Source organism: Mucilaginibacter pallidiroseus (genome assembly GCF_007846085.1).
In the GTDB taxonomy this organism is placed as follows: Bacteria; Bacteroidota; Bacteroidia; order Sphingobacteriales; family Sphingobacteriaceae; genus Mucilaginibacter; species Mucilaginibacter pallidiroseus.
On record NZ_VOEJ01000006.1, the window covers coordinates 25,764 to 44,422 of the forward strand.

Annotated in this window: 14 protein-coding genes and 1 tRNA gene; 10 read left to right on the plus strand and 5 right to left on the minus strand. The window is 42.8% G+C overall.

Annotated elements, in window-relative coordinates; all coding sequences use genetic code 11:
* The first annotated feature begins 73 nt into the window (after positions 1–73).
* The 5 genes from acs to lpxB all read left to right on the plus strand — a co-directional run bounded on the left by acs (position 74) and on the right by lpxB (position 4,655).
* Positions 74–1,975 (plus strand): acetate--CoA ligase, encoded by a 1,902-nt coding sequence (acs, locus tag FPZ43_RS12835; RefSeq protein WP_146382332.1) that lies wholly within the window; start codon positions 74–76, stop codon positions 1,973–1,975.
* A 152-nt stretch (positions 1,976–2,127) separates the two neighbouring features.
* Positions 2,128–2,313: a CsbD family protein gene (locus tag FPZ43_RS12840; RefSeq protein WP_146382333.1), complete on the plus strand. Its 186-nt coding sequence runs from the start codon at positions 2,128–2,130 to the stop codon at positions 2,311–2,313.
* A gap of 192 nt (positions 2,314–2,505) precedes the next feature.
* Complete coding sequence (gene surE, locus FPZ43_RS12845; RefSeq protein WP_146382334.1) at positions 2,506–3,285, plus strand: 5'/3'-nucleotidase SurE; 780 nt, start codon at positions 2,506–2,508, stop codon at positions 3,283–3,285.
* On the plus strand, positions 3,275–3,538 hold the full coding sequence (locus tag FPZ43_RS12850; RefSeq protein WP_146382335.1) for a hypothetical protein: 264 nt from the start codon (positions 3,275–3,277) through the stop codon (positions 3,536–3,538). The genes surE and FPZ43_RS12850 overlap by 11 nt, the downstream gene beginning before the upstream one ends.
* A 4-nt stretch (positions 3,539–3,542) precedes the next feature.
* Positions 3,543–4,655, plus strand: a complete 1,113-nt coding sequence (gene lpxB, locus FPZ43_RS12855; RefSeq protein WP_146382336.1) for a lipid-A-disaccharide synthase — start codon at positions 3,543–3,545, stop codon at positions 4,653–4,655.
* Positions 4,656–4,733: 78 nt separating this feature from the next.
* Here lpxB and FPZ43_RS19310 read toward each other — a convergent pair whose 3' ends face one another.
* The 4 genes from FPZ43_RS19310 to FPZ43_RS12865 form a co-directional block, all read right to left on the minus strand.
* Positions 4,734–4,895 (minus strand): hypothetical protein, encoded by a 162-nt coding sequence (locus tag FPZ43_RS19310; RefSeq protein WP_186461835.1) that lies wholly within the window; start codon positions 4,893–4,895, stop codon positions 4,734–4,736.
* 41 nt (positions 4,896–4,936) lie between these two features.
* Positions 4,937–5,062: a hypothetical protein gene (locus FPZ43_RS19560; protein ID WP_261381084.1), complete on the minus strand. Its 126-nt coding sequence runs from the start codon at positions 5,060–5,062 to the stop codon at positions 4,937–4,939.
* A gap of 29 nt (positions 5,063–5,091) precedes the next feature.
* Positions 5,092–5,271: a hypothetical protein gene (locus tag FPZ43_RS12860; RefSeq protein ID WP_146382337.1), complete on the minus strand. Its 180-nt coding sequence runs from the start codon at positions 5,269–5,271 to the stop codon at positions 5,092–5,094.
* A gap of 230 nt (positions 5,272–5,501) precedes the next feature.
* On the minus strand, positions 5,502–6,692 hold the full coding sequence (locus FPZ43_RS12865; RefSeq protein ID WP_222430973.1) for an MFS transporter: 1,191 nt from the start codon (positions 6,690–6,692) through the stop codon (positions 5,502–5,504).
* A gap of 391 nt (positions 6,693–7,083) precedes the next feature.
* On the opposite strand from FPZ43_RS12865, the gene FPZ43_RS12870 reads away from it, so the two are divergent.
* From FPZ43_RS12870 to FPZ43_RS12885, 4 genes are all read left to right on the plus strand, one after another.
* Positions 7,084–7,980 carry a helix-turn-helix domain-containing protein gene (locus tag FPZ43_RS12870; protein ID WP_146382338.1) on the plus strand — a complete coding sequence of 299 codons (897 nt, stop codon included), beginning with the start codon at positions 7,084–7,086 and terminating at the stop codon, positions 7,978–7,980.
* A 65-nt stretch (positions 7,981–8,045) separates the two neighbouring features.
* Positions 8,046–8,888: an SDR family oxidoreductase gene (locus FPZ43_RS12875; RefSeq protein WP_146382339.1), complete on the plus strand. Its 843-nt coding sequence runs from the start codon at positions 8,046–8,048 to the stop codon at positions 8,886–8,888.
* Positions 8,889–9,064: 176 nt separating this feature from the next.
* Positions 9,065–10,660 carry a M81 family metallopeptidase gene (locus FPZ43_RS12880; RefSeq protein WP_146382340.1) on the plus strand — a complete coding sequence of 532 codons (1,596 nt, stop codon included), beginning with the start codon at positions 9,065–9,067 and terminating at the stop codon, positions 10,658–10,660.
* A 98-nt stretch (positions 10,661–10,758) separates the two neighbouring features.
* Positions 10,759–11,070 (plus strand): hypothetical protein, encoded by a 312-nt coding sequence (locus FPZ43_RS12885; protein ID WP_146382341.1) that lies wholly within the window; start codon positions 10,759–10,761, stop codon positions 11,068–11,070.
* A 111-nt stretch (positions 11,071–11,181) separates the two neighbouring features.
* On the opposite strand, the gene FPZ43_RS12890 is transcribed toward FPZ43_RS12885, so the two are convergent.
* Positions 11,182–11,255 (minus strand) — tRNA-Ala (locus FPZ43_RS12890).
* Between the two features lie 611 nt (positions 11,256–11,866).
* On the opposite strand from FPZ43_RS12890, the gene FPZ43_RS12895 reads away from it, so the two are divergent.
* Positions 11,867–18,652, plus strand: coding sequence for a DUF2341 domain-containing protein (locus FPZ43_RS12895; protein ID WP_146382342.1), 6,786 nt, complete (start codon positions 11,867–11,869; stop codon positions 18,650–18,652).
* Positions 18,653–18,659: the final 7 nt, after the last annotated feature.

The following is an 18,659-nucleotide window of genomic DNA, read 5'->3' on the forward strand; positions in this document are numbered from 1 at the left end:
CATACGGTCATTTCAAAATTAATTTACACATAACGCATAAATTACTAATTTACGCCACCATTATATCCTTAATATGCAAGTAAAAACATTTGACGAGTACCAGCAGGTATACCGTAAAAGCGTGGAAGAGCCTGAAGCTTTTTGGGCAGAAATAGCCGAAAATTTTAAATGGCGCAAAAAGTGGGATAAGGTTTTGGAGTGGAACTTTACCGAACCAAAAGTTGAGTGGTTTAAAGGTGCGAAACTAAACATAACCGAAAACTGCCTTGACCGCCACCTGGAAAATAATGCCGACACCCCAGCTATTATCTGGGAACCGAATGACCCGTCTGAAAACCACCGTATACTTACTTATAAGCAACTGCATGATAAGGTTTGCCAGTTTGCCAATGTATTAAAAAACAATGGAGCAAAAAAAGGCGACCGTATATGTATATATATGCCAATGGTGCCCGAGCTGGCCATCGCCGTTTTAGCCTGCGCGCGCTTGGGCGCAGTGCACTCGGTAGTGTTTGGCGGGTTCTCGGCGCAATCTATTGCTGACAGGATCAAGGATGCCGAATGTAATATTGTAATAACAGCAGATGGTGCCGAGCGCGGTAATAAGAATGTTCCGCTTAAGTCTGTAATTGATGATGCTTTGGTACAATGCCCAAGCATTAAAAGGGTAATTGTACTTACGCGCAGCCACACGCCGGTATCCATGATAAAGGGCCGTGATGTTTGGTGGGAAGATGAGGTTAAAAAGGTGGAAACCCAGGGTAACCCGGATTGCCCCGCCGAAGAAATGGATACTGAGGACATGCTATTCATCCTTTATACATCCGGCTCAACGGGCAAGCCAAAAGGTGTGGTGCATACCTGCGGTGGTTACATGGTTTATGCGGGCTATACATTCGCCAATGCTTTTCAATACCAACCGGGCGAGGTTTACTTTTGCACGGCCGATATTGGCTGGATAACCGGGCACTCATATATTGCTTACGGCCCGCTTACCCAAGGGGCTACAGTGGTAATGTTTGAAGGGATACCAACCTACCCGGATGCGGGCCGCTTTTGGGATATTGTAGATAAATTTAAAGTAAACATATTTTATACCGCGCCAACTGCCATACGCTCACTGATGAGCTTTGGCGACGATATTTTGAAGGGAAAAGACCTAAGCTCGCTAACAAAGCTAGGCTCGGTAGGCGAACCGCTTAACGAGGAAGCCTGGCACTGGTTTAACGATAAGATAGGCAAAGGCAAATGCCCTATTGTTGATACCTGGTGGCAGACCGAAACAGGCGGTTTTATGATATCGCCTATTGCCAACGTAACACCGCTTAAGCCGGGTTATGCCAGCCTGCCTTTGCCAGGTGTGCAAACGGTTTTGGTTGATGAAAACGGTAAAGAAATTGAAGGTAACGGCGTAAGCGGAAACTTATGTATCAAGTTCCCGTGGCCGGGTATATTGCGCACAACATACGGCGATCACGAACGCTGCCGGCAAACCTACTTTGCTACGTATGAAAATATGTACTTTACCGGCGATGGTGTTTTGCGAGACGAGGATGGTTACTATCGCATCACCGGCAGGGTAGATGATGTGTTAAATGTATCTGGCCACCGCATTGGCACCGCCGAGGTAGAGAACGCACTGAACATGCACAGTAGTGTTGTTGAAAGTGCCGTAGTTGGCTACCCGCATGATATAAAGGGCCAAGGTGTTTACGCCTTTGTGGTAAGCCCGGATAAACATGGCAATGAGGATATTACCCGCAAAGACATCATCATGACGGTATCCCGCATTATTGGTCCGATTGCAAAGCCCGATAAAATTCAATTTGTATCGGGCTTGCCTAAAACACGGTCGGGTAAGATCATGCGCCGCATCCTCAGGAAGATTGCCGAAGGAGACACCTCAAACCTTGGTGACACGTCAACGCTGCTGGATCCAGGTGTGGTTGAGGAGATCAAGGCGGGAGCTTTGTAAATAAAGTCAGAACATATTAATAGAAGCCGGGATACAACAACCCGGCCTTGTGTTTGGTGCCTTAAATATCCATTGCTGCGCAAATAATTATTTGAAACCAAACGCGGCATGTGCTGTTTCTATAATACATCTAAATTTAAGGAGAAACAAAAATGGATAAGTTAGAATTAAAAGGTGGCTGGAACGAGCTGAAAGGTAAAATTAAACAGGCATATGCTGACATTACCGACGACGATTTGAAACACGAAGAAGGTAAAGACGATGAAACCCTGGGCCGTATACAGCAAAAAACCGGTAAAACCCGTGAAGGTGTTATCGACTGGCTGAAAAGCTTATAGTCGGTTGATCAGTAACCTGTAATCAGATATTAATTCTGATTGATACTTATAAAGATAGGCCCCAAACCGGGGTCTTTTCTATTTATAAAAAATCCTGTCATTTTAAGCATAGCGAAGAATCTATCCACTTGTACGGATGCTCACTACAATAATTCTATAAACCTACCCCTCAAAATAGCTATTTTTGCCCCAATGATAAAAGCCAAACAACCTACTATACTTGTAGTAAACGATGACGGAATAACAGCGCCGGGTATCAAGGCCCTTATGCATGCCATGAAAGATCTTGGCCGCGTAGTGGTTGTAGCGCCGGATAGCCCGCAATCTGGTATGGGCCACGCCATTACTATTGGCAAACCGCTGCGTTTAGATAGGATTGAACTTTACGACGGTATTGAAACATACCGCTGCAGCGGTACCCCGGTAGACTGTGTAAAGCTTGCTGTAACCAAAATATTCAAAGGTCAAAAACCTGATTTGTGTGTGTCGGGCATTAATCATGGGCTCAACAACTCTATAAACGTATTGTACTCCGGTACTATGTCGGCAGCTGTTGAGGGCGGTATAGAAAGTATACCCTCTGTGGGCTTTTCGCTGGATGATTATACCATGGAGGCTGATTTTGAGCCATGCATAAAGTTTGTAAAGGAAATTGCTGTGCAGGTACTTAACAACGGTCTGCCAATTGGCACGGTGCTTAACGTTAATTTCCCGGTTGGCGATAAGATAAAAGGCATTAAAATTTGCCGCCAGGCCAATGCTAAATGGGCCGAAGAATTTGATGAGCGTATGGACCCATATAAACGCCCTTACTATTGGTTAACGGGTGTTTTTCAAAATAACGATAAAGGTGAGGATACGGATGTTTGGGCGCTTGATCATGGGTATGCATCTGTAGTGCCGGTTCAGTTTGATATGACGGCCCACCATGCCGTATCTGTACTAAATAGCTGGAAATTTGATGTTCAATAGAGATAGTGTAGGCCTTGGCTTGGTTGCAGGTGCTGTGTTGCCGGTCCTTTCATGGTTTGTGTTTGATTATATTTTGCAAAACGATGCTATTATCATGAACAAACCTGGCGTGCCTTACCTTATCGCAGCCCTGCTTAATTTATTACTAATGCGATACCTGCTCAAGGTAGATAAAGATAACACAGCTAAAGGGGTGATGATGACTACCTTTGCCTTTATGCTGGTGGTGTTTATATTTAAGATACACTTTTAAGTAAATGAAGTATTACCTGGTAGCCGGCGAGGCCTCTGGCGATTTGCATGGGGCAAACCTGATGAAGGCGCTAAAAGAGCTGGATAACCAGGCCGATTTTCGCTTTTTTGGCGGCGACCTTATGCAAGCCGAAGGTGGTACCCTGGTTAAGCACTATGCTGATATGGCTTACATGGGCTTCTTGGAAGTGGTCCTCAACCTGCGCCCCATATTGCAAAACATGAAGGCATGCAAAAAGGATGTTCTCGAATGGCAGCCCGATGTTTTGATATTGATAGATTTCCCCGGATTTAATTTAAAAATAGCTGAGTTTGCAAAAAGCAAGGGGTTTCTGGTATGCTATTACATATCACCAAAAGTATGGGCATGGAACCAAAAGCGTGTGCTCAAAATAAAGCGCGTTGTCAACCATCTTTTTTGTATCCTGCCTTTTGAGGTGGATTTTTATAAAAGCTGGGGTATGGATATCGATTATGTGGGCAACCCATTGTTAGATGCAGTAGATGCATTTAAGCCGGACAGTACTTTTATAGAAAAGAATAACCTGGGTGGGAAAAAATTGATAGCACTACTGCCCGGTAGCCGTAAGCAGGAGATAAGCCGATTAATGCCCGATATGGTTGCCGTAACAGACGTATATCCGTCATACCATTTTGTTATCGCCGTTGCACCATCGTTTAACGCAGACTACTACCAGGAATATATACTCGGTAAAGATATTTCCATTGTTTTTGGGGCCACTTACGATCTGTTGCATAATGCCGAAGCTGCCATAGTAGCGTCGGGCACGGCAACATTAGAGACAGCTTTATTCAATGTGCCCCAGGTAGTTGTTTACAAAGGTAGCCCGGTTACTATAACTATTGCCCGTATGCTGATCAAGATCAGGTTTATATCATTGGTGAATTTGATTATGGACAAATTGGTGGTAAAGGAGCTGATACAGCAGGACTGCAACCCGGTACAAATCGGAAAGGAGTTAAATAATCTACTAAACAAGGGAGATTACCGCAAAACGATGCTTGATAATTATGATGAGCTCGACCAAAAAATGGGCGCACCCGGGGCATCACAAAAAACAGCAGCACTAATCATCAAATACGCATCAAAAAAATAAGGCTTTACAATTTGTAAAGCCCTATCCGTTCTCAAAGGTGTAATGTTTATTATAGAATAGATGTGATGTGCGTATGCTTTAAGCAGCTTTTAAACCGCTCTGTATAGCTTGTTTATTATTGTTGCTCACAAACTGTGTTTTCTCCCTAAAAGCTTTCAGGTCATTCATTAACAAGTCTTTCAATTCTTGATCAAAACGGGCAACTAATTTGCTGGTAGCTATTTTATTGTAAGTTTTCATAGGTAGATGTTTTAGTTGTGAGTATTGTTTAAGTTTAATTACTAAGCAGCTGCGTTAAGTTGTTTTGCAGCTTTTACCGCTTTAAGGTCGCTCATTAACAGTTCCATTAACATTTTGTCGAAACGTGCTACTAATTTGCTTGTTGCTGGTTTTTGGTAAGTTTTCATATTCAAATGTCTTTAGTTAAGTTATATTTTTAGTCTTGTTGATCTTTTTGTTCTTCTTGATTTTCGGTTAGGTTATCGTGTCTGCGTTTTGCTTCTTGATGTTGCCTTTCCATTTGTTCATCATCTCTCGCGTCAGAGATTTTTTCGGGAGCGGTTGGGTTTTCCCAATCTTTTTCACCCTCTTGTGTAGCTTTCTTTACGATTACCATTTTTACGCTGTTTGATAATTATTATTCCAAATCAGTGCCAAACATTACAACCTCTGCAAAATTGTTTTAATAAATGCATGGGTTGTTAAACAAACTGCACGAAAAAGGCTCAAAAATTATGTTTTTGAGCCTTCATGATACTGTTATGACTATTAATGAGTACTGTACTTAACTACAATGTGCTGTATAAATTAGTCGTTTTGCAGAATTTTGAATTTTTTGACTGACCGTTATCGAACAGTTTGCTGCATGGTTTTGCGCGTTAATAAGTGTATAATAATTGCTACAGATGATAATGCTATACATACAAGGCACACGCCAGTCCACCCGTAAATGTCCCAAACGTGCGATGCAATGAAGGTACCTGTAGCTCCACCAACAAAATAGGTAACCATATATACGGTATTGATGCGGTTTCGTGCCGCAGGGTTTAGTGAAAATATTAGCGCCTGATTTGATATGTGCGTGGCCTGTACGCCCATGTCCATTACAATCACACCTATAACAAGTCCTGCAATGCTGCTTGCCGAAAACATGAATATCACAAATGAGATTACTATCAGCGCCAGCGTAAATGTAGCAAGCTTATATCCATCCATCTTATCTGTAAGTTTACCCATGGCACCCACTGAAATGGCCCCGGCAGCGCCCGCCAATCCAAAAGCTCCGGCAACATCGCTCCCTTCGTTAAATTGTTGCTTTAACAAAAATACAAGTGTGGTCCAAAACGCGCTGAAACATGCGAAGCACAACGCGCCCCTTAGTGATGCAAGCCTTAATTTAGGTTCGTCCCTCACCAGGTGAATCAACGATTTCATGAGTTGCTTGTAATTACCTTTGTAATCAGGCTCAACTTCGGGCAACAGAAAATATACCAGTGCCCACATAATAAGCATAATGCCGGCTGCAATGTAAAACATAGCGCGCCAGCCCATGTGCGCACCAATAAAACCGCTTAGTGTTCGTGATAATAATATACCTATTAGTAAGCCACTCATTACAAAGCCTATTTTTTTCCCGCGTTCTTCGGGTTTGGCCAGGTGGGCGGCCATAGGGATAAGTAATTGTGGGATGATAGAGGTGCAGCCAATTAAAAAACCTGATAGGATAAGTATGTGAATGTTGGGCGCAAGTGCTGTAATAAGTAGTGCTATTATAATAAAGGCAAAATCAATCAGCATTAGCCGCTTTCTTTTCACCATATCTGCCAGTGGTACTAAAAAAAACATACCAGCAGCATAGCCTACCTGTGTTAACATCGAAACCTGGCCTGCTTTTCCGCTGCTTACTTTACAAGTAGCGGCCATATCCTCTAATAATGGTTGATTATAATATAAATTGGCCACTACAAGGCCTGTAGTGAGTGTCATAACCCATAATGTGAGCGTTGTAAGCCCAGGGTGAGTTAATTTATTGTGCATATTTTTAATATAATGCGCAAAAGTGTTAAAGTAATTTTAACAAATGGTAATACTAATATCATCATTGCTGTAAAATAAATTCTGAAAAACGTCGTATAATTGCTAAACAAATGCTGCGATAGTTATTACACATTGGATATTGTAAAAAAAATTAAAAAAATTCTTTGCAATTGAAAACTTAGTGTTACTTTTACACTATCGAAAGATAACAAACAAGTCTTCTCATAATTTAGGTTTATAATTGGTTAGTAAAGGCCCCTGCCCATCAGGGGCTTTACTTTTTTATTAGCTTTTCTGTTTCTTTCCCATAACGATTTTATGTTCCGTTGTTATTTCCTGTCAAGTAGCGTTAATTACAATAAATTGCATATCTGATAACTACCTTTGATTAATGATTGAGCAGCATTACATAAATGATTATGCGCCCGGCCTTACAGATACTATCAGCGGTGGTAATTTCGCGGCTGTAAAGCTTGATGATTTTTCGGCCGAAAGTGTGGCTGCTACGAGGCGATACAGTCGTAAAGATTTTTATAAAATTTCTCTGTTGACCGGGCACTCCACATACCATTATCGTGATGTTGAACATAATTTTAAAAGTGGCGAATGGGCGCTTGCATTTACCAACCGCGATGTACCATACCGATGGGAAGTGCACAGTGGCAGTTGCAGTGGCTACGCATGTATGTTTACCGAAGATTTTTTACCCCTCCATACGCATATTCGACCGGCAGATTGGGCCGTCTTTAACGGAGCGGCAACCCCGGTTTACAGGCTAAGTCTGCATGAGCAAGAATTGTTCGAAAATCTTTTTAAGAGGATGCTTGCCGAGCAGGATTCGGTTTATGAGCATAAATATCAGTTGTTATTTTTATATGTACTGGAGTGTATTCACTTAGCTTTAAAACTTCAACCCGAACCTGATGCTGATAACAAGCAAACCGCTGCCTTCCGCCTTGCGCAAAGTTTTAAGACACTGTTGGCTGGGCAGTTTCCGCTGGTTGAGCCCGTGCAAAAAATAAAATTACGCACTCCGCAGCATTTTGCCGATAAACTGGCTGTTCACACCAATTCGCTAAACCGCGCGCTTAAGGATGTAACCGGAAAAACTACCAGTCAGCTTATTAATGAACGTATAATGCAGGAGGCCCGTGCGCTTTTGAAGTATTCGAACTGGAGCATAGGTCAGATCAGCAACTGCCTGGGTTTTGAAGAACCAACGCATTTCACACGCGCATTTAAAGCGTCAACTGGCCAAACACCATCGTCGGTACGTCAATTGGTTTGATGGTGGACACTTTCGGTTTGCTTATGGTTAGCTAAGGCGCAATAAGTGACTGTAATTTTGTCGTTATGAAAAACGAACAAAATAAAACGTGGTTCATCACTGGTACTTCTACCGGGTTGGGGCGCATACTTACCGAAAAACTATTAGAACAGGGCCACAACGTGGCGGCCACTGCCCGCAAGCCGGAAACTTTACAAAGTTTGATAGCGCAATATCCGCATCAGTTATGGGTAGCCGCGCTTGATGTTACCAATACTGTTGCCGTAAATGACATAGTTAATAATGCATTTGCACATTTTGGACGCATTGATGTTGTTGTGAATAACGCAGGTTACGCGCTTTTTTGCTCAGTAGAAGAGGCGGCTGACGAGCAGATACGCAAGCAAATTGATACCAACGTTATTGGTTCTATTCAGGTTATTAGGGCGGCGCTTCCGCATTTGCGTGCGCAGGGTGGAGGCAGCATATTGCAACTTTCATCTGCAGGCGGGCAAACCACTTATCCAAATTTTAGCTACTACCATACCACCAAATGGGCTATTGAAGGCTTTTGCGATACATTAACGAAAGAAGTTGAGCCGTTTAATATAGGTGTAACCATAGTTGAACCAGGTGCGCATAAAACATCATTCGGTACCGGCATGGAAACCGCCCCGGTAATGGATGCGTACGATCAAACACCTGCCGGAGATGTAAGGAGAGCCGTAGCCTCGGGCGCATTCCCTATACGCGGCGATGTAAATAAAACCGTACAAGCAATGATAGATGTGGTTGATCAAAACCCGATGCCTAAAAGGTTGGCGCTTGGCGGCGATGCTTACCGCGATATGCGTGCGGCACTTGCGGGCCGACTTGCCGAGCTCGACGGGCAAAAGGATATTGCACTGGCCAGCGAAATGGAAGAATAACTTACCTATTCAACAGAAATTATAAAGGCTGCGCTGTTAAAGGCGCGGCCTTTTAGTTGTGCAGAATGATTAAATGCGCTTTGTGGCTATTTAAACACTGTTTTTATATATTTGAGAGGATCCTCATTGGTTCTTTAAGAGACACTTTTCAAATAGCTTCTTCATCTAATATCTGTATGAATAAAAACTACTTCGTTTTGTTAATGGCCTTAATGTTGTTGAGCGGTGCTGTTGCGCAACCTATTGTAAAGTCAACGGAAGCCAACAACAGGGCATTTAAAGCAAAGCTTCCTAAGATTGCCATTGCTGGATTGGGTATCGAGTCGAGCACCTTCTCTCCGGCGTTGACAGATGAGGAGGCTTTTCACGCAACTTATGGCGCGGATGTATTTTCGCGCTATCCTTTTATCGCTAAAGATTCGGCCTTACGCAAACAGGCTTTTTGGGTGCCCACCCTAGTTGGTAAATCGTTACCCGGCGGGGCCGTAACCAGGGTTGCTTATGAGTCGCTGGTTAACAAAACACTCGATTCACTTAAAAAGCACCTGCCATATGATGGCTTATACTATGATATACATGGAGCCATGAGTGTAGTTGGTCTTGATGACCCAGAGGGCGATTTTATTGAGCGGATTAGAAAGGTAGTTGGTTATAAAACTATCATATCAACATCAATGGATTTGCATGGCAATGTATCACAGCGCCTGGCTAAAAATTCGGACCTGATAACCTGTTACAGGATGGCGCCGCATGAAGACGCCATGCAGACCAAAGCCCGTGCGGTTAAAAATTTAATTGATCGTATTAACAGTGGTAAAGGAAAGCCTGCTTATAAGGCCTGGATACCCATCCCAATATTGTTGCCCGGCGAAAAAACAAGTACACGTATTGAACCAGGCAAAAGCATCTATGCGCAAGTTGAACCCGCATCAAAACAAGCGGGAGTAGTTGACGCAGCTATTTGGATAGGTTACGCCTGGGCAGACGAGCCCCGTAACCATGCTGTAGTAATGGTTACAGGCGATGATAAGCAAAAAGTAAAGAATACTGCAGAAAAGCTGGCGCGGGATTTTTGGGCAAAGCGAAATGAATTTGCCTTTGTTGCGCCGACAAGTAACTTGCAGTATTGCCTCGACAAGGCTTTGGCAAGTGATAAGCATCCGTTCTTTATAAGTGACTCGGGTGATAACCCTACAGCGGGCGGGGCAGGAGATGCTACCTGGACACTTACCGAAATACTCAAACGGCCGGAATTTAAACAAGCCGGCGGGCCATCATTAATATATGCATCCATACCCGGCCCGGAGCTTGTGGCAAAAGCAATAGCTGCAGGTGTTGGCAACCAAATAACTGGTAGAGCGGGCGCTGCTGTTAATGCGCGTTTTGCCCCACCCGTTGAGCTTAGTGGCGTGGTTGAAGCGATTGTTTATGGTGATAAAGATGCCGAAGTAGAAGTGGTTATTAAAGTTGGGAGCACACATATTATAGTTACGAAAAAGAGAAAGCCTTACCACAAGGAGGCAGATTTTACCCGCCTGGGTCTTACCCCACGAAAAGCAGATATTGTGGTTGTTAAAATTGGCTACCTGGAGCCAGAGCTGTATGCCATGCGTGCCGATTGGTTATTGGCTCTTACGCCGGGAGGGGTCGATCAGGATATTGAGCACCTGCCTTACAAGCGCATTATAAGACCGATGTTTCCGTTTGATCAATCAATGGAAGATCCCGATCTGTCTGCTCGTTTAATTCCACTATCTGGAAGCAGCAAATAAATGGCATTTAGGGGTAAGCACATAACATTTTGATAAGGGAATAAGCTCCAATTATTTTTACAACTAAACAGAATAGTCTATTTTTGTTTATATAAGTTATGTTGTACCTACTCATCGCAGCCGCAGCCATATTTTTCATTATGCATGTGGTATTGTTATTTACATCGTTTCGCAATGCCCAGCTTGCTAAACGCCGTTATTTTTATTCGCACCTTACCTTGTGGATAACTGGCGGTGCGGTTTTCTTAATGGCCTTACTTTATAGCGGTGATGGTGAATCAGGTTTTTTAGATTACTTTAATACTGCTTATAAACGTGCACTTATTATTGTTTTTACCCTGGCACTTTCGCTTGCAGCACATTTATTGGTCCGCTTCGTAGCGCTGCCGCTCATGGCTAAGCGTGCATGAATATTAAAATTTTTTTGTTGGCAGGCCTGCAGTATTTGCGGACTCGTTTTATTGTTGAGGAAGCAGAAACAGGTGTAAATAAAAAAAGCTACCTGTTGGTAGCCTTTAATGTGGAGAATATCGGAGTCGAACCGATGACCTCTTGCATGCCATGCAAGCGCTCTAGCCAGCTGAGCTAATCCCCCGTCTGTAGGGTGCAAATATAGTAGTTCGTTTGTAAGTTAAAAACAAATAAAAAAGAAATCTGCTTTCTTTTTCTCTTTAACTCAATCATCAATACCACCCGATCAAGAAAATTTATTGGAACGCTCTTGTAGATTTAATTTTTTAAATACTTCATTATAATTCTGAGTAGTAAAACAAATTGACTTTTCACAATCCAGTTTACACGGAAATCCGTAACTGTGCCTAAAGGTGAAATTAATCATGGCGTTGCTTGGCTTTTTATTTGCCTTATAAAAGATAGAAAACCAAGTGTTTATTGCTATGAGTGCCTTTAAACGCTGTTTGCTGGTCATGGCTTAATGTTTCTTATAAAAATCAAGAAAAAGCAGTCGAGAGTTGAGCCGAGTAATGAGCAAGGTGTTGCACATTGGTGTGGAATTTTTTACCCACTATTAGCAGCCTTGAACTTTTTAAGAACATATAGGAATGTTTTTTTGTGAATCGCTTGTTTAAAAATTAACACGTTTCATATAACGAAAATTCGTAATATAATATACCAGTTATTAAATATAATGCATTGATTTGCACCGTTTTTGATTAATTTTACAATAGCTATTCATACCCTAAACAATTGAAAACACATTTACTAAAGCTGTTGCTTTTTATTGTATCATTAAGCTTCCCGGCAATTCTGTTTGGGCAGGAAACTTTCGACGGTACTAATAATCCTCGAGAGTGGTATTACAATAATCTAGAATCTGCAACGGCAGCTGACCCTGCTACCTACATGCCCGGTGCGGGTTCAACTAGGAACGCTTCTCCGGCAACTATCAATCTGGCTGCCTCTTCTTCTTTAAATAACAGCAAAAGCTATTCGACGTCGGCTCTTTCTTCGGTAGGTTACCTGAGATGGAACTTTTTTGGAACCGGAGCAAGTTCTGTCAACTTAAATAGTACGAACTGGGAATGGGAGTTTGATTATAAAAATACCGGCAGCTTCTCAGCGGCCGATCCTAATCCGTCGACAGTTACAAACTCATGGAAATATTGGCTCATTACTTCGGCTTATAACGGTAACAGCACACTGGGTACCTACGTTACGCAGGTTGGTAGCAATTTTTATTTAAGGACTAAGACCGGTACAAACTCCAACGAATATTTTGATAATGCTACTATTTCAATGCCTTTAAATGGTCATACCTATCAGGTTCGCATATTAAGAAATACCGTTGGCTACTTTTATGTTTATCTGCTCGATCGTTCTACTGGCGTTACAAGCACCAATGGGCCTTACAACGTGGGGACTACTTATAGTGTTTACTCATATAGTTACCTTGAAGCGTCGTCTGGCGCAGCTGATAGATTTCAGTGGGATAATTTCAACTTTTACAGGCCTAAGCTCGACTTTACACCTATATCTGGCAACGGAGTGTCAACTTCAATTTATCCCGGCATTGTTAACGCAATACCATACGGTGTAAACGTAAGCGTCCGTGGCGATATTTATATTGGCAGATTGCGTTTCCCAACCACCACCGATGCACAATCATTGTTTGCTGATAACAGCGGGGTCTTATACAAAACAACTACTTTGCCTTTGGCAATCAACAATGCAACTTCTTTAGTAAGCAATATTGGTTTATTTAATACAGGTACGTCGCAGTTTACTGTTCCTACGTCAGAGTACTACTATTCGCCCGGTAACACCGCAAATGGAAATACGGTAAATGTCATAAATTATTTTTTGGTTGCTCAAGGCCGTAATCCATTTTATAACGGATACCCATCATCCATTTCTTTTTCGGTAAGCAATACCGGCGACGATACGTATCAATCTTTTTACGGAACAACCGGTCCTTACTATGGTGCGCAGTCAACATCGTCAAGCACTTCAACACCTACAGCTGCTTCAGCCCCGCCAACAATATCATATACTACGCCTCAAAACTTAACGGTGGGTAATGCAGTTAATATAACACCTAGTGTTACAAATAGTACTACAAGTTATTCCATATCGGCCACTTTACCTGCTGGTTTGTCTTTCAGTACAACCAACGGCTCAATTACCGGCACACCAACTGTTACGTCGGCTGCAACAAATTATACCGTTACTGCCACAAATGCAGGAGGGAGCGCTACAACAGTAATTAACATCGCAGTAACTGGTTTTACCATAACCGCACCGGCATCCGGCACATCCTACAATATCGGAACTAACTTCACTTTTACCGTTGGTAGTGTGCCAGCCGGAACGCAAAGGGTTGAATATATTGTTAATGGTGCATTTTTTGGCTCTTCAACTACATCTCCATTTTCTTTAGCAGCGAGTACGACAACAGGTGGCAGCTATTCTGTGATTGCAAGGGCATATAATGCTACATCGGGTGGCACATTGCTAAATACAACACCGGCTATAACTGTTAATGTATATCCGCCGGCACCATCCACTACGGGTGCTTCAAGGTGCGGATCTGGGACTGTAACGCTTACTGCAAATGGAACAACACCATCGGGCGGAAACTATAACTGGTACGCTGCATCAACCGGAGGCACTGCATTGCAAACCGGCGCGTCGAATACTTATACACCTAACGTTACTGCTACTACTACCTACTATGTGTCTTATGTGGTAAGTGGTGTGGAAAGCACATCGCGAACTGCAGTAACGGCTACTGTAAATCCTCTACCTGCCGCTACATTTACCGCCACATCATCAGTAGTTGTAAATACAGATGCCACGGTTACACTAACCAGCACTTATTCAAGCTCCAATACTTATGCATGGGATTTTAACGGTGGTACTCCGTCTACCGGTAACGGTCAAGGTCCGTTTACAGTAAGATGGTCTACTGCCGGTACAAAAACTATAACATTAACTGTTACAACCACAGCAACAGGGTGTAGTACAGTTGCAACTCAAACTGTAACGGTAACTAATGCCGTACCAACAACGCCAATAGATATCAACACGACCGCAAACACTATTCCTGAAAACTCGGTAGCTGGTACACTCACTAACGTTACTGCTTATGCTTATGATCCTAACTTAACATCAAATGGTACTAATCTTGCATTAAATAAGCCGGTTACAGTCACTTCTTTGGAAAATGGGAATCAATTTCCAGGATCTGCAGCAGTTGATGGAAATTACACTACCGGCTCAAGGTGGTCAAGTGCATTTTCAGACCCGCAATCGTTAACTGTTGATCTTGGTGCTGTATATGATATAGGGAGAGTAAAAATTACTTGGCAGACAGCCTTAGGTAAAGACTATCAGATACAGGTTTCTACAGACGGAACAGTTTTTAATACATTAAAAGGCATTGTTGGAAATACCACACTTGAAAATGATCACACAATGCTTTCAAAAGCTGATAGAAGCAGTTTAGCCAGATATGTAAGAATTTACGGAACAGCGAGGGGGACCGGTTACGGCTATTCAATTATTGAGTTTGAAGTTTACCGCTCGGGTGTTGACTATTCACTTTCAAATAATGCGGGCAATAGATTTACTATTGATCAGGGTACAGGTGTGATTACCGCAGGTAGCGTTGCTACGGATTATGAAACGGCTACATCCCATAGCGTAACTGTAGTTGCTACAACGCCAAGCGGCACTTCGTCTCAAACCTTTAATATCACGGTAAGTGATGTGAACGATAATACTCCGGTTATTACGTCAACCAATACAGCATCTGTTACAGAGGGTACTACCGCTGTAAAAACAATTACCGCTACAGATGCCGACGGTACATCGCCTAATAGTACCATAACTACGTATGCTATTGCTGGTGGCACCAATGCTTCTTTGTTTACCATAAATGCCACTACAGGTGCCCTTGCATTTGTAACTGCGCCCGTGTACTCCACATCAGGCAGCAACAGCTATGTTGTTAACGTTACAGCTAAAGATGGTGGAACACCTGCACTAACTTCGACGGCTCAGGCTTTGACAGTTACCGTTACACGTTCTACTTTTGATTCTTATGCATACCGCATGCCTATCACTTTACAGTCGCAGGGCATTGGTATGTCAGGTAACCTAACAAATTTTCCGGTGTTGGTAAGCGTGCAAAACAATGCAGATTTAGCGGTTACGGCTGGTGTTTGTACAAATAAAATACAATACCCGGCAGGGCCTAATTATGATATTGCATTTGTTGATGCCGCCGGTAATGAGCTAAATTATCAAATAGAGAAATACGATGCCTCCACAGGAACGCTACTGGCTTGGGTGAGGGTACCTGTACTTTATTCGGCAGCTAACACATCGTTGTACCTTTATTTTGGCAGGGCGGTCGCGCCAACAAACCATACAACTGCCTTTGCAAATGCTACTTGGAGCAATGTTACCTCTTCACCAACTACTTACCAGGCAGTATGGCACTTTAATGAGGTGCCATCTACTACTACTTCTTCGGTAGTTGATGCAACAGGATCTGGCGATAATTTGATAGCCAGTAAGACAACAGTTGTACAAAATGCAAATTCAATAATTCAAAACGGCGTCACGCTAAGTGGTGGCACGCTGTCGAAAAGTGCTGCAACAGGCCTTACAGCGTTAAACACATCCTTTACCATGTCATCATGGGTTTATTACACAGCTTATCCAAATTTTGCTGACAATGTTATGGTTCTGCAGGATGGTGGCTCTTACGTACAAATGGCTTTCCGCGGCACATCAAATAACTCGGTAAGCGCAAACGTAGGTGGCGGTGGTATATTAGTTAGCAGCAACCTTACACCGGCAGCTAATGCATGGCACCATATTGTCTATTCTTACAACGGCACAACTAACAGTATATATGTAGATGGTGCACTTGCCAACACGAGTACAACAGCGCCGAACACGGGCACGCCTAACACCATTGTGTTTGGTAGTTACGCAGTTGGCAACGGCGAAAACTTTTATGGCACCGTTGACGAAGCAAGATTAATAAATACGACCTTATCTGCAGACTGGGTAAAAGCAGAATATGCTAACCAGCGTGCGCCGCTAACCTTTTGTGTTACCGGTGCTACCAATGCAGATGCGACCAATGTTTTAACTATCCCAGGTGGTGTAATTTATACTTACAATGGTTCTACATACACGCCGAACGTAACAGGTGTATCTGCAACGCCAAGCTTTAATGGTAAGGAAAGTTTCATTCTGTCAGGCAATACAACCCTTGGCGGTAACTACAGCGCATATGCAGTAACGGTAAACAACGGTGTAACGTTCAACTTAAACGGGCAAACGCTAAATGTGGCTTGTAATGTTATAAACAATGGAACTATAAGCTCGACCAACGATAACTCAACCTTAAATTTTAACGGCACAACAGCCGGACAGACATTTACCGCTGGCGCAACTTCAAATATTGCGACAACAGGCAAACTTACTATCAACAACACCTACACAGCAAGCCCAAGTGTAACTATTAAAGGTGGTCCTTTTAATATCACCAGCTTACTTACAATAACCAGCGGCAATCTGATAGTTGATAACGCGAGTAATGGTACATTAACCTTAAAAAGTACTGCAACACAAACTGCCAATGTTGCAGCTATACCTGCCGCTTACAGTGTTACAGGTAACGTAAGCGTAGAGCGCTATTTTACCGGTGGCAGTGCCAACAGTCGCGGTTATAGGTTGCTTTCATCGCCGGTATCGGTATCTGCAGCGAGCAAAATTTTGCCTAATTTGCTTTATCTAAAAGATAATGCGTATTTGACAGGCACCGGTGGCACAACAAACGGGTTTGATGTTGCCGGTAACCCAACCTTGTATTTCTATAGAGAAAACCTGGTGCCAAGTTATTTATCATTCTTAACCAGCAACTTCAGAGGTGTTAAAACCATAAACACAGCTTCAAGTTTTACGATGGATAACGAAAGCGGTAACTACACGCTGCCCGCCGGTAATGGATTTTTGTTTTTCTTCAGGGGTAACCGCGCTTCAAACTCAACAACCAACACAGCGGCCATTGCAAATACAGCTACCTTCGTATCGTCAGGTTATCTTAACCAGGGCGATGTTACAGTTACCCACTGGTATACCGGTGGGAACCTGCAATACAATGTTATTACGGGTAACGAAAACGTAAGGGGCTTTAACCTTGTTGGTAACCCTTACGCAAGTTCAATAGACTGGGATGGAACAGGTATAACAACCAGTTCGAGCATATCATCAACAATATGGGTTTATAACCCACAACGTAAGATATATGCAACTTATATTAAGGGGAGTGGCGGTGTAGGTACAAACTTTAACGGCGGTGCAGCTAATATTCTTCCGAGCGGGCAGGGCTTTTTGGTAAGGGCTACTTCAAACTCGCCTGTACCAAGTGTTAAATTTACCGAGGCTGCTAAGGTTGCAAATCAGGTAACTTCGGCAACGTTATTAATGTCGACAGGTGGTACAACAAGCACAACGCAGCCGCTACAATACCTGCGCCTTGAACTTTCTAAGGACTCTTTGAATAGGGAGGACGCATTGATATTCTTTAAAAGTACATCCAAAGATGTATACGTTAATAATGAAGATGCTCAGTATCTTCGTGGTAATAACACGTTAACCATGTCTACTTTATCGTCCGACAAAAAAGATGTGGCTATCAACTCTATTCCATACCCAAAAACCAATACTACGGTTATCCCGGTAAACTCTAATATTTCAGTATCTGGTCTGTATCAAATTAATCTCACCGAGGCAAAAAATATTCCTGATCTATATGAGGTTTATCTGATAGATGCGTTTAAAAAAGATTCGTTAGACATATTGAGGAATAAAACCTATAACTTTAACGCCGTTGCAGGCGATAGCACAACGTTTGGTAACAAACGCTTTAAACTTGTTATTCGCCAGAAAGCATCGATGGCTTTGCGTCTGTTGGATTTTAGCGCGTCGAAAGTATCTAATGGTGCCCAGCTTGACTGGACGACAGAAAACGAAAGGGACTATACCAACTTTACCGTTGAGCGTAGTACCGATGGTGGCAAAACGTTTGACGTTATTGGTGGTTTTGCATCGGCAGATAAAGGAAATTATTTCCTTATTGACAAAAACCCTATCATCGGCCTTAACCAGTACCGATTAAAACAGGACGATGTTAACGGTGCCATCAGCTATTCAAAAATAGTTAACCTGATGTATAGCAAAACGGCAGGCAGCAGCGTTTCTGTTAATAATGTTGCTGTATTTCCTAACCCTGCTACAACCACCATTAATGTTGGTATAACCGAACAGGCAAACTCACCGGTTTATGCAATACGCATTACTGATGGTTTAGGGATGGTGGTACGGTCTGTAACAACAACGCAAACAACATGGCAAAGCAACATAAGTGGCTTGCTGCCCGGCACCTACTTCGTACAGGTTACAAATAACACAACAAAGGCTATAGTGGGTAACGGTAAATTTATAAAACAGTGATAATTGG

Coding starts and splice junctions, on each gene's coding strand:
- acs (WP_146382332.1), top strand. CDS start 74: ATGCAAGTAAAAACATTTGACGAGTACCAGCAGGTATACCGTAAAAGC.
- FPZ43_RS12840 (WP_146382333.1), top strand. CDS start 2,128: ATGGATAAGTTAGAATTAAAAGGTGGCTGGAACGAGCTGAAAGGTAAA.
- surE (WP_146382334.1), top strand. CDS start 2,506: ATGATAAAAGCCAAACAACCTACTATACTTGTAGTAAACGATGACGGA.
- FPZ43_RS12850 (WP_146382335.1), top strand. CDS start 3,275: ATGTTCAATAGAGATAGTGTAGGCCTTGGCTTGGTTGCAGGTGCTGTG.
- lpxB (WP_146382336.1), top strand. CDS start 3,543: ATGAAGTATTACCTGGTAGCCGGCGAGGCCTCTGGCGATTTGCATGGG.
- FPZ43_RS19310 (WP_186461835.1), bottom strand. CDS start 4,895: ATGAAAACTTACAATAAAATAGCTACCAGCAAATTAGTTGCCCGTTTT.
- FPZ43_RS19560 (WP_261381084.1), bottom strand. CDS start 5,062: ATGAAAACTTACCAAAAACCAGCAACAAGCAAATTAGTAGCACGTTTC.
- FPZ43_RS12860 (WP_146382337.1), bottom strand. CDS start 5,271: ATGGTAATCGTAAAGAAAGCTACACAAGAGGGTGAAAAAGATTGGGAA.
- FPZ43_RS12865 (WP_222430973.1), bottom strand. CDS start 6,692: ATGCACAATAAATTAACTCACCCTGGGCTTACAACGCTCACATTATGG.
- FPZ43_RS12870 (WP_146382338.1), top strand. CDS start 7,084: ATGATTGAGCAGCATTACATAAATGATTATGCGCCCGGCCTTACAGAT.
- FPZ43_RS12875 (WP_146382339.1), top strand. CDS start 8,046: ATGAAAAACGAACAAAATAAAACGTGGTTCATCACTGGTACTTCTACC.
- FPZ43_RS12880 (WP_146382340.1), top strand. CDS start 9,065: ATGAATAAAAACTACTTCGTTTTGTTAATGGCCTTAATGTTGTTGAGC.
- FPZ43_RS12885 (WP_146382341.1), top strand. CDS start 10,759: ATGTTGTACCTACTCATCGCAGCCGCAGCCATATTTTTCATTATGCAT.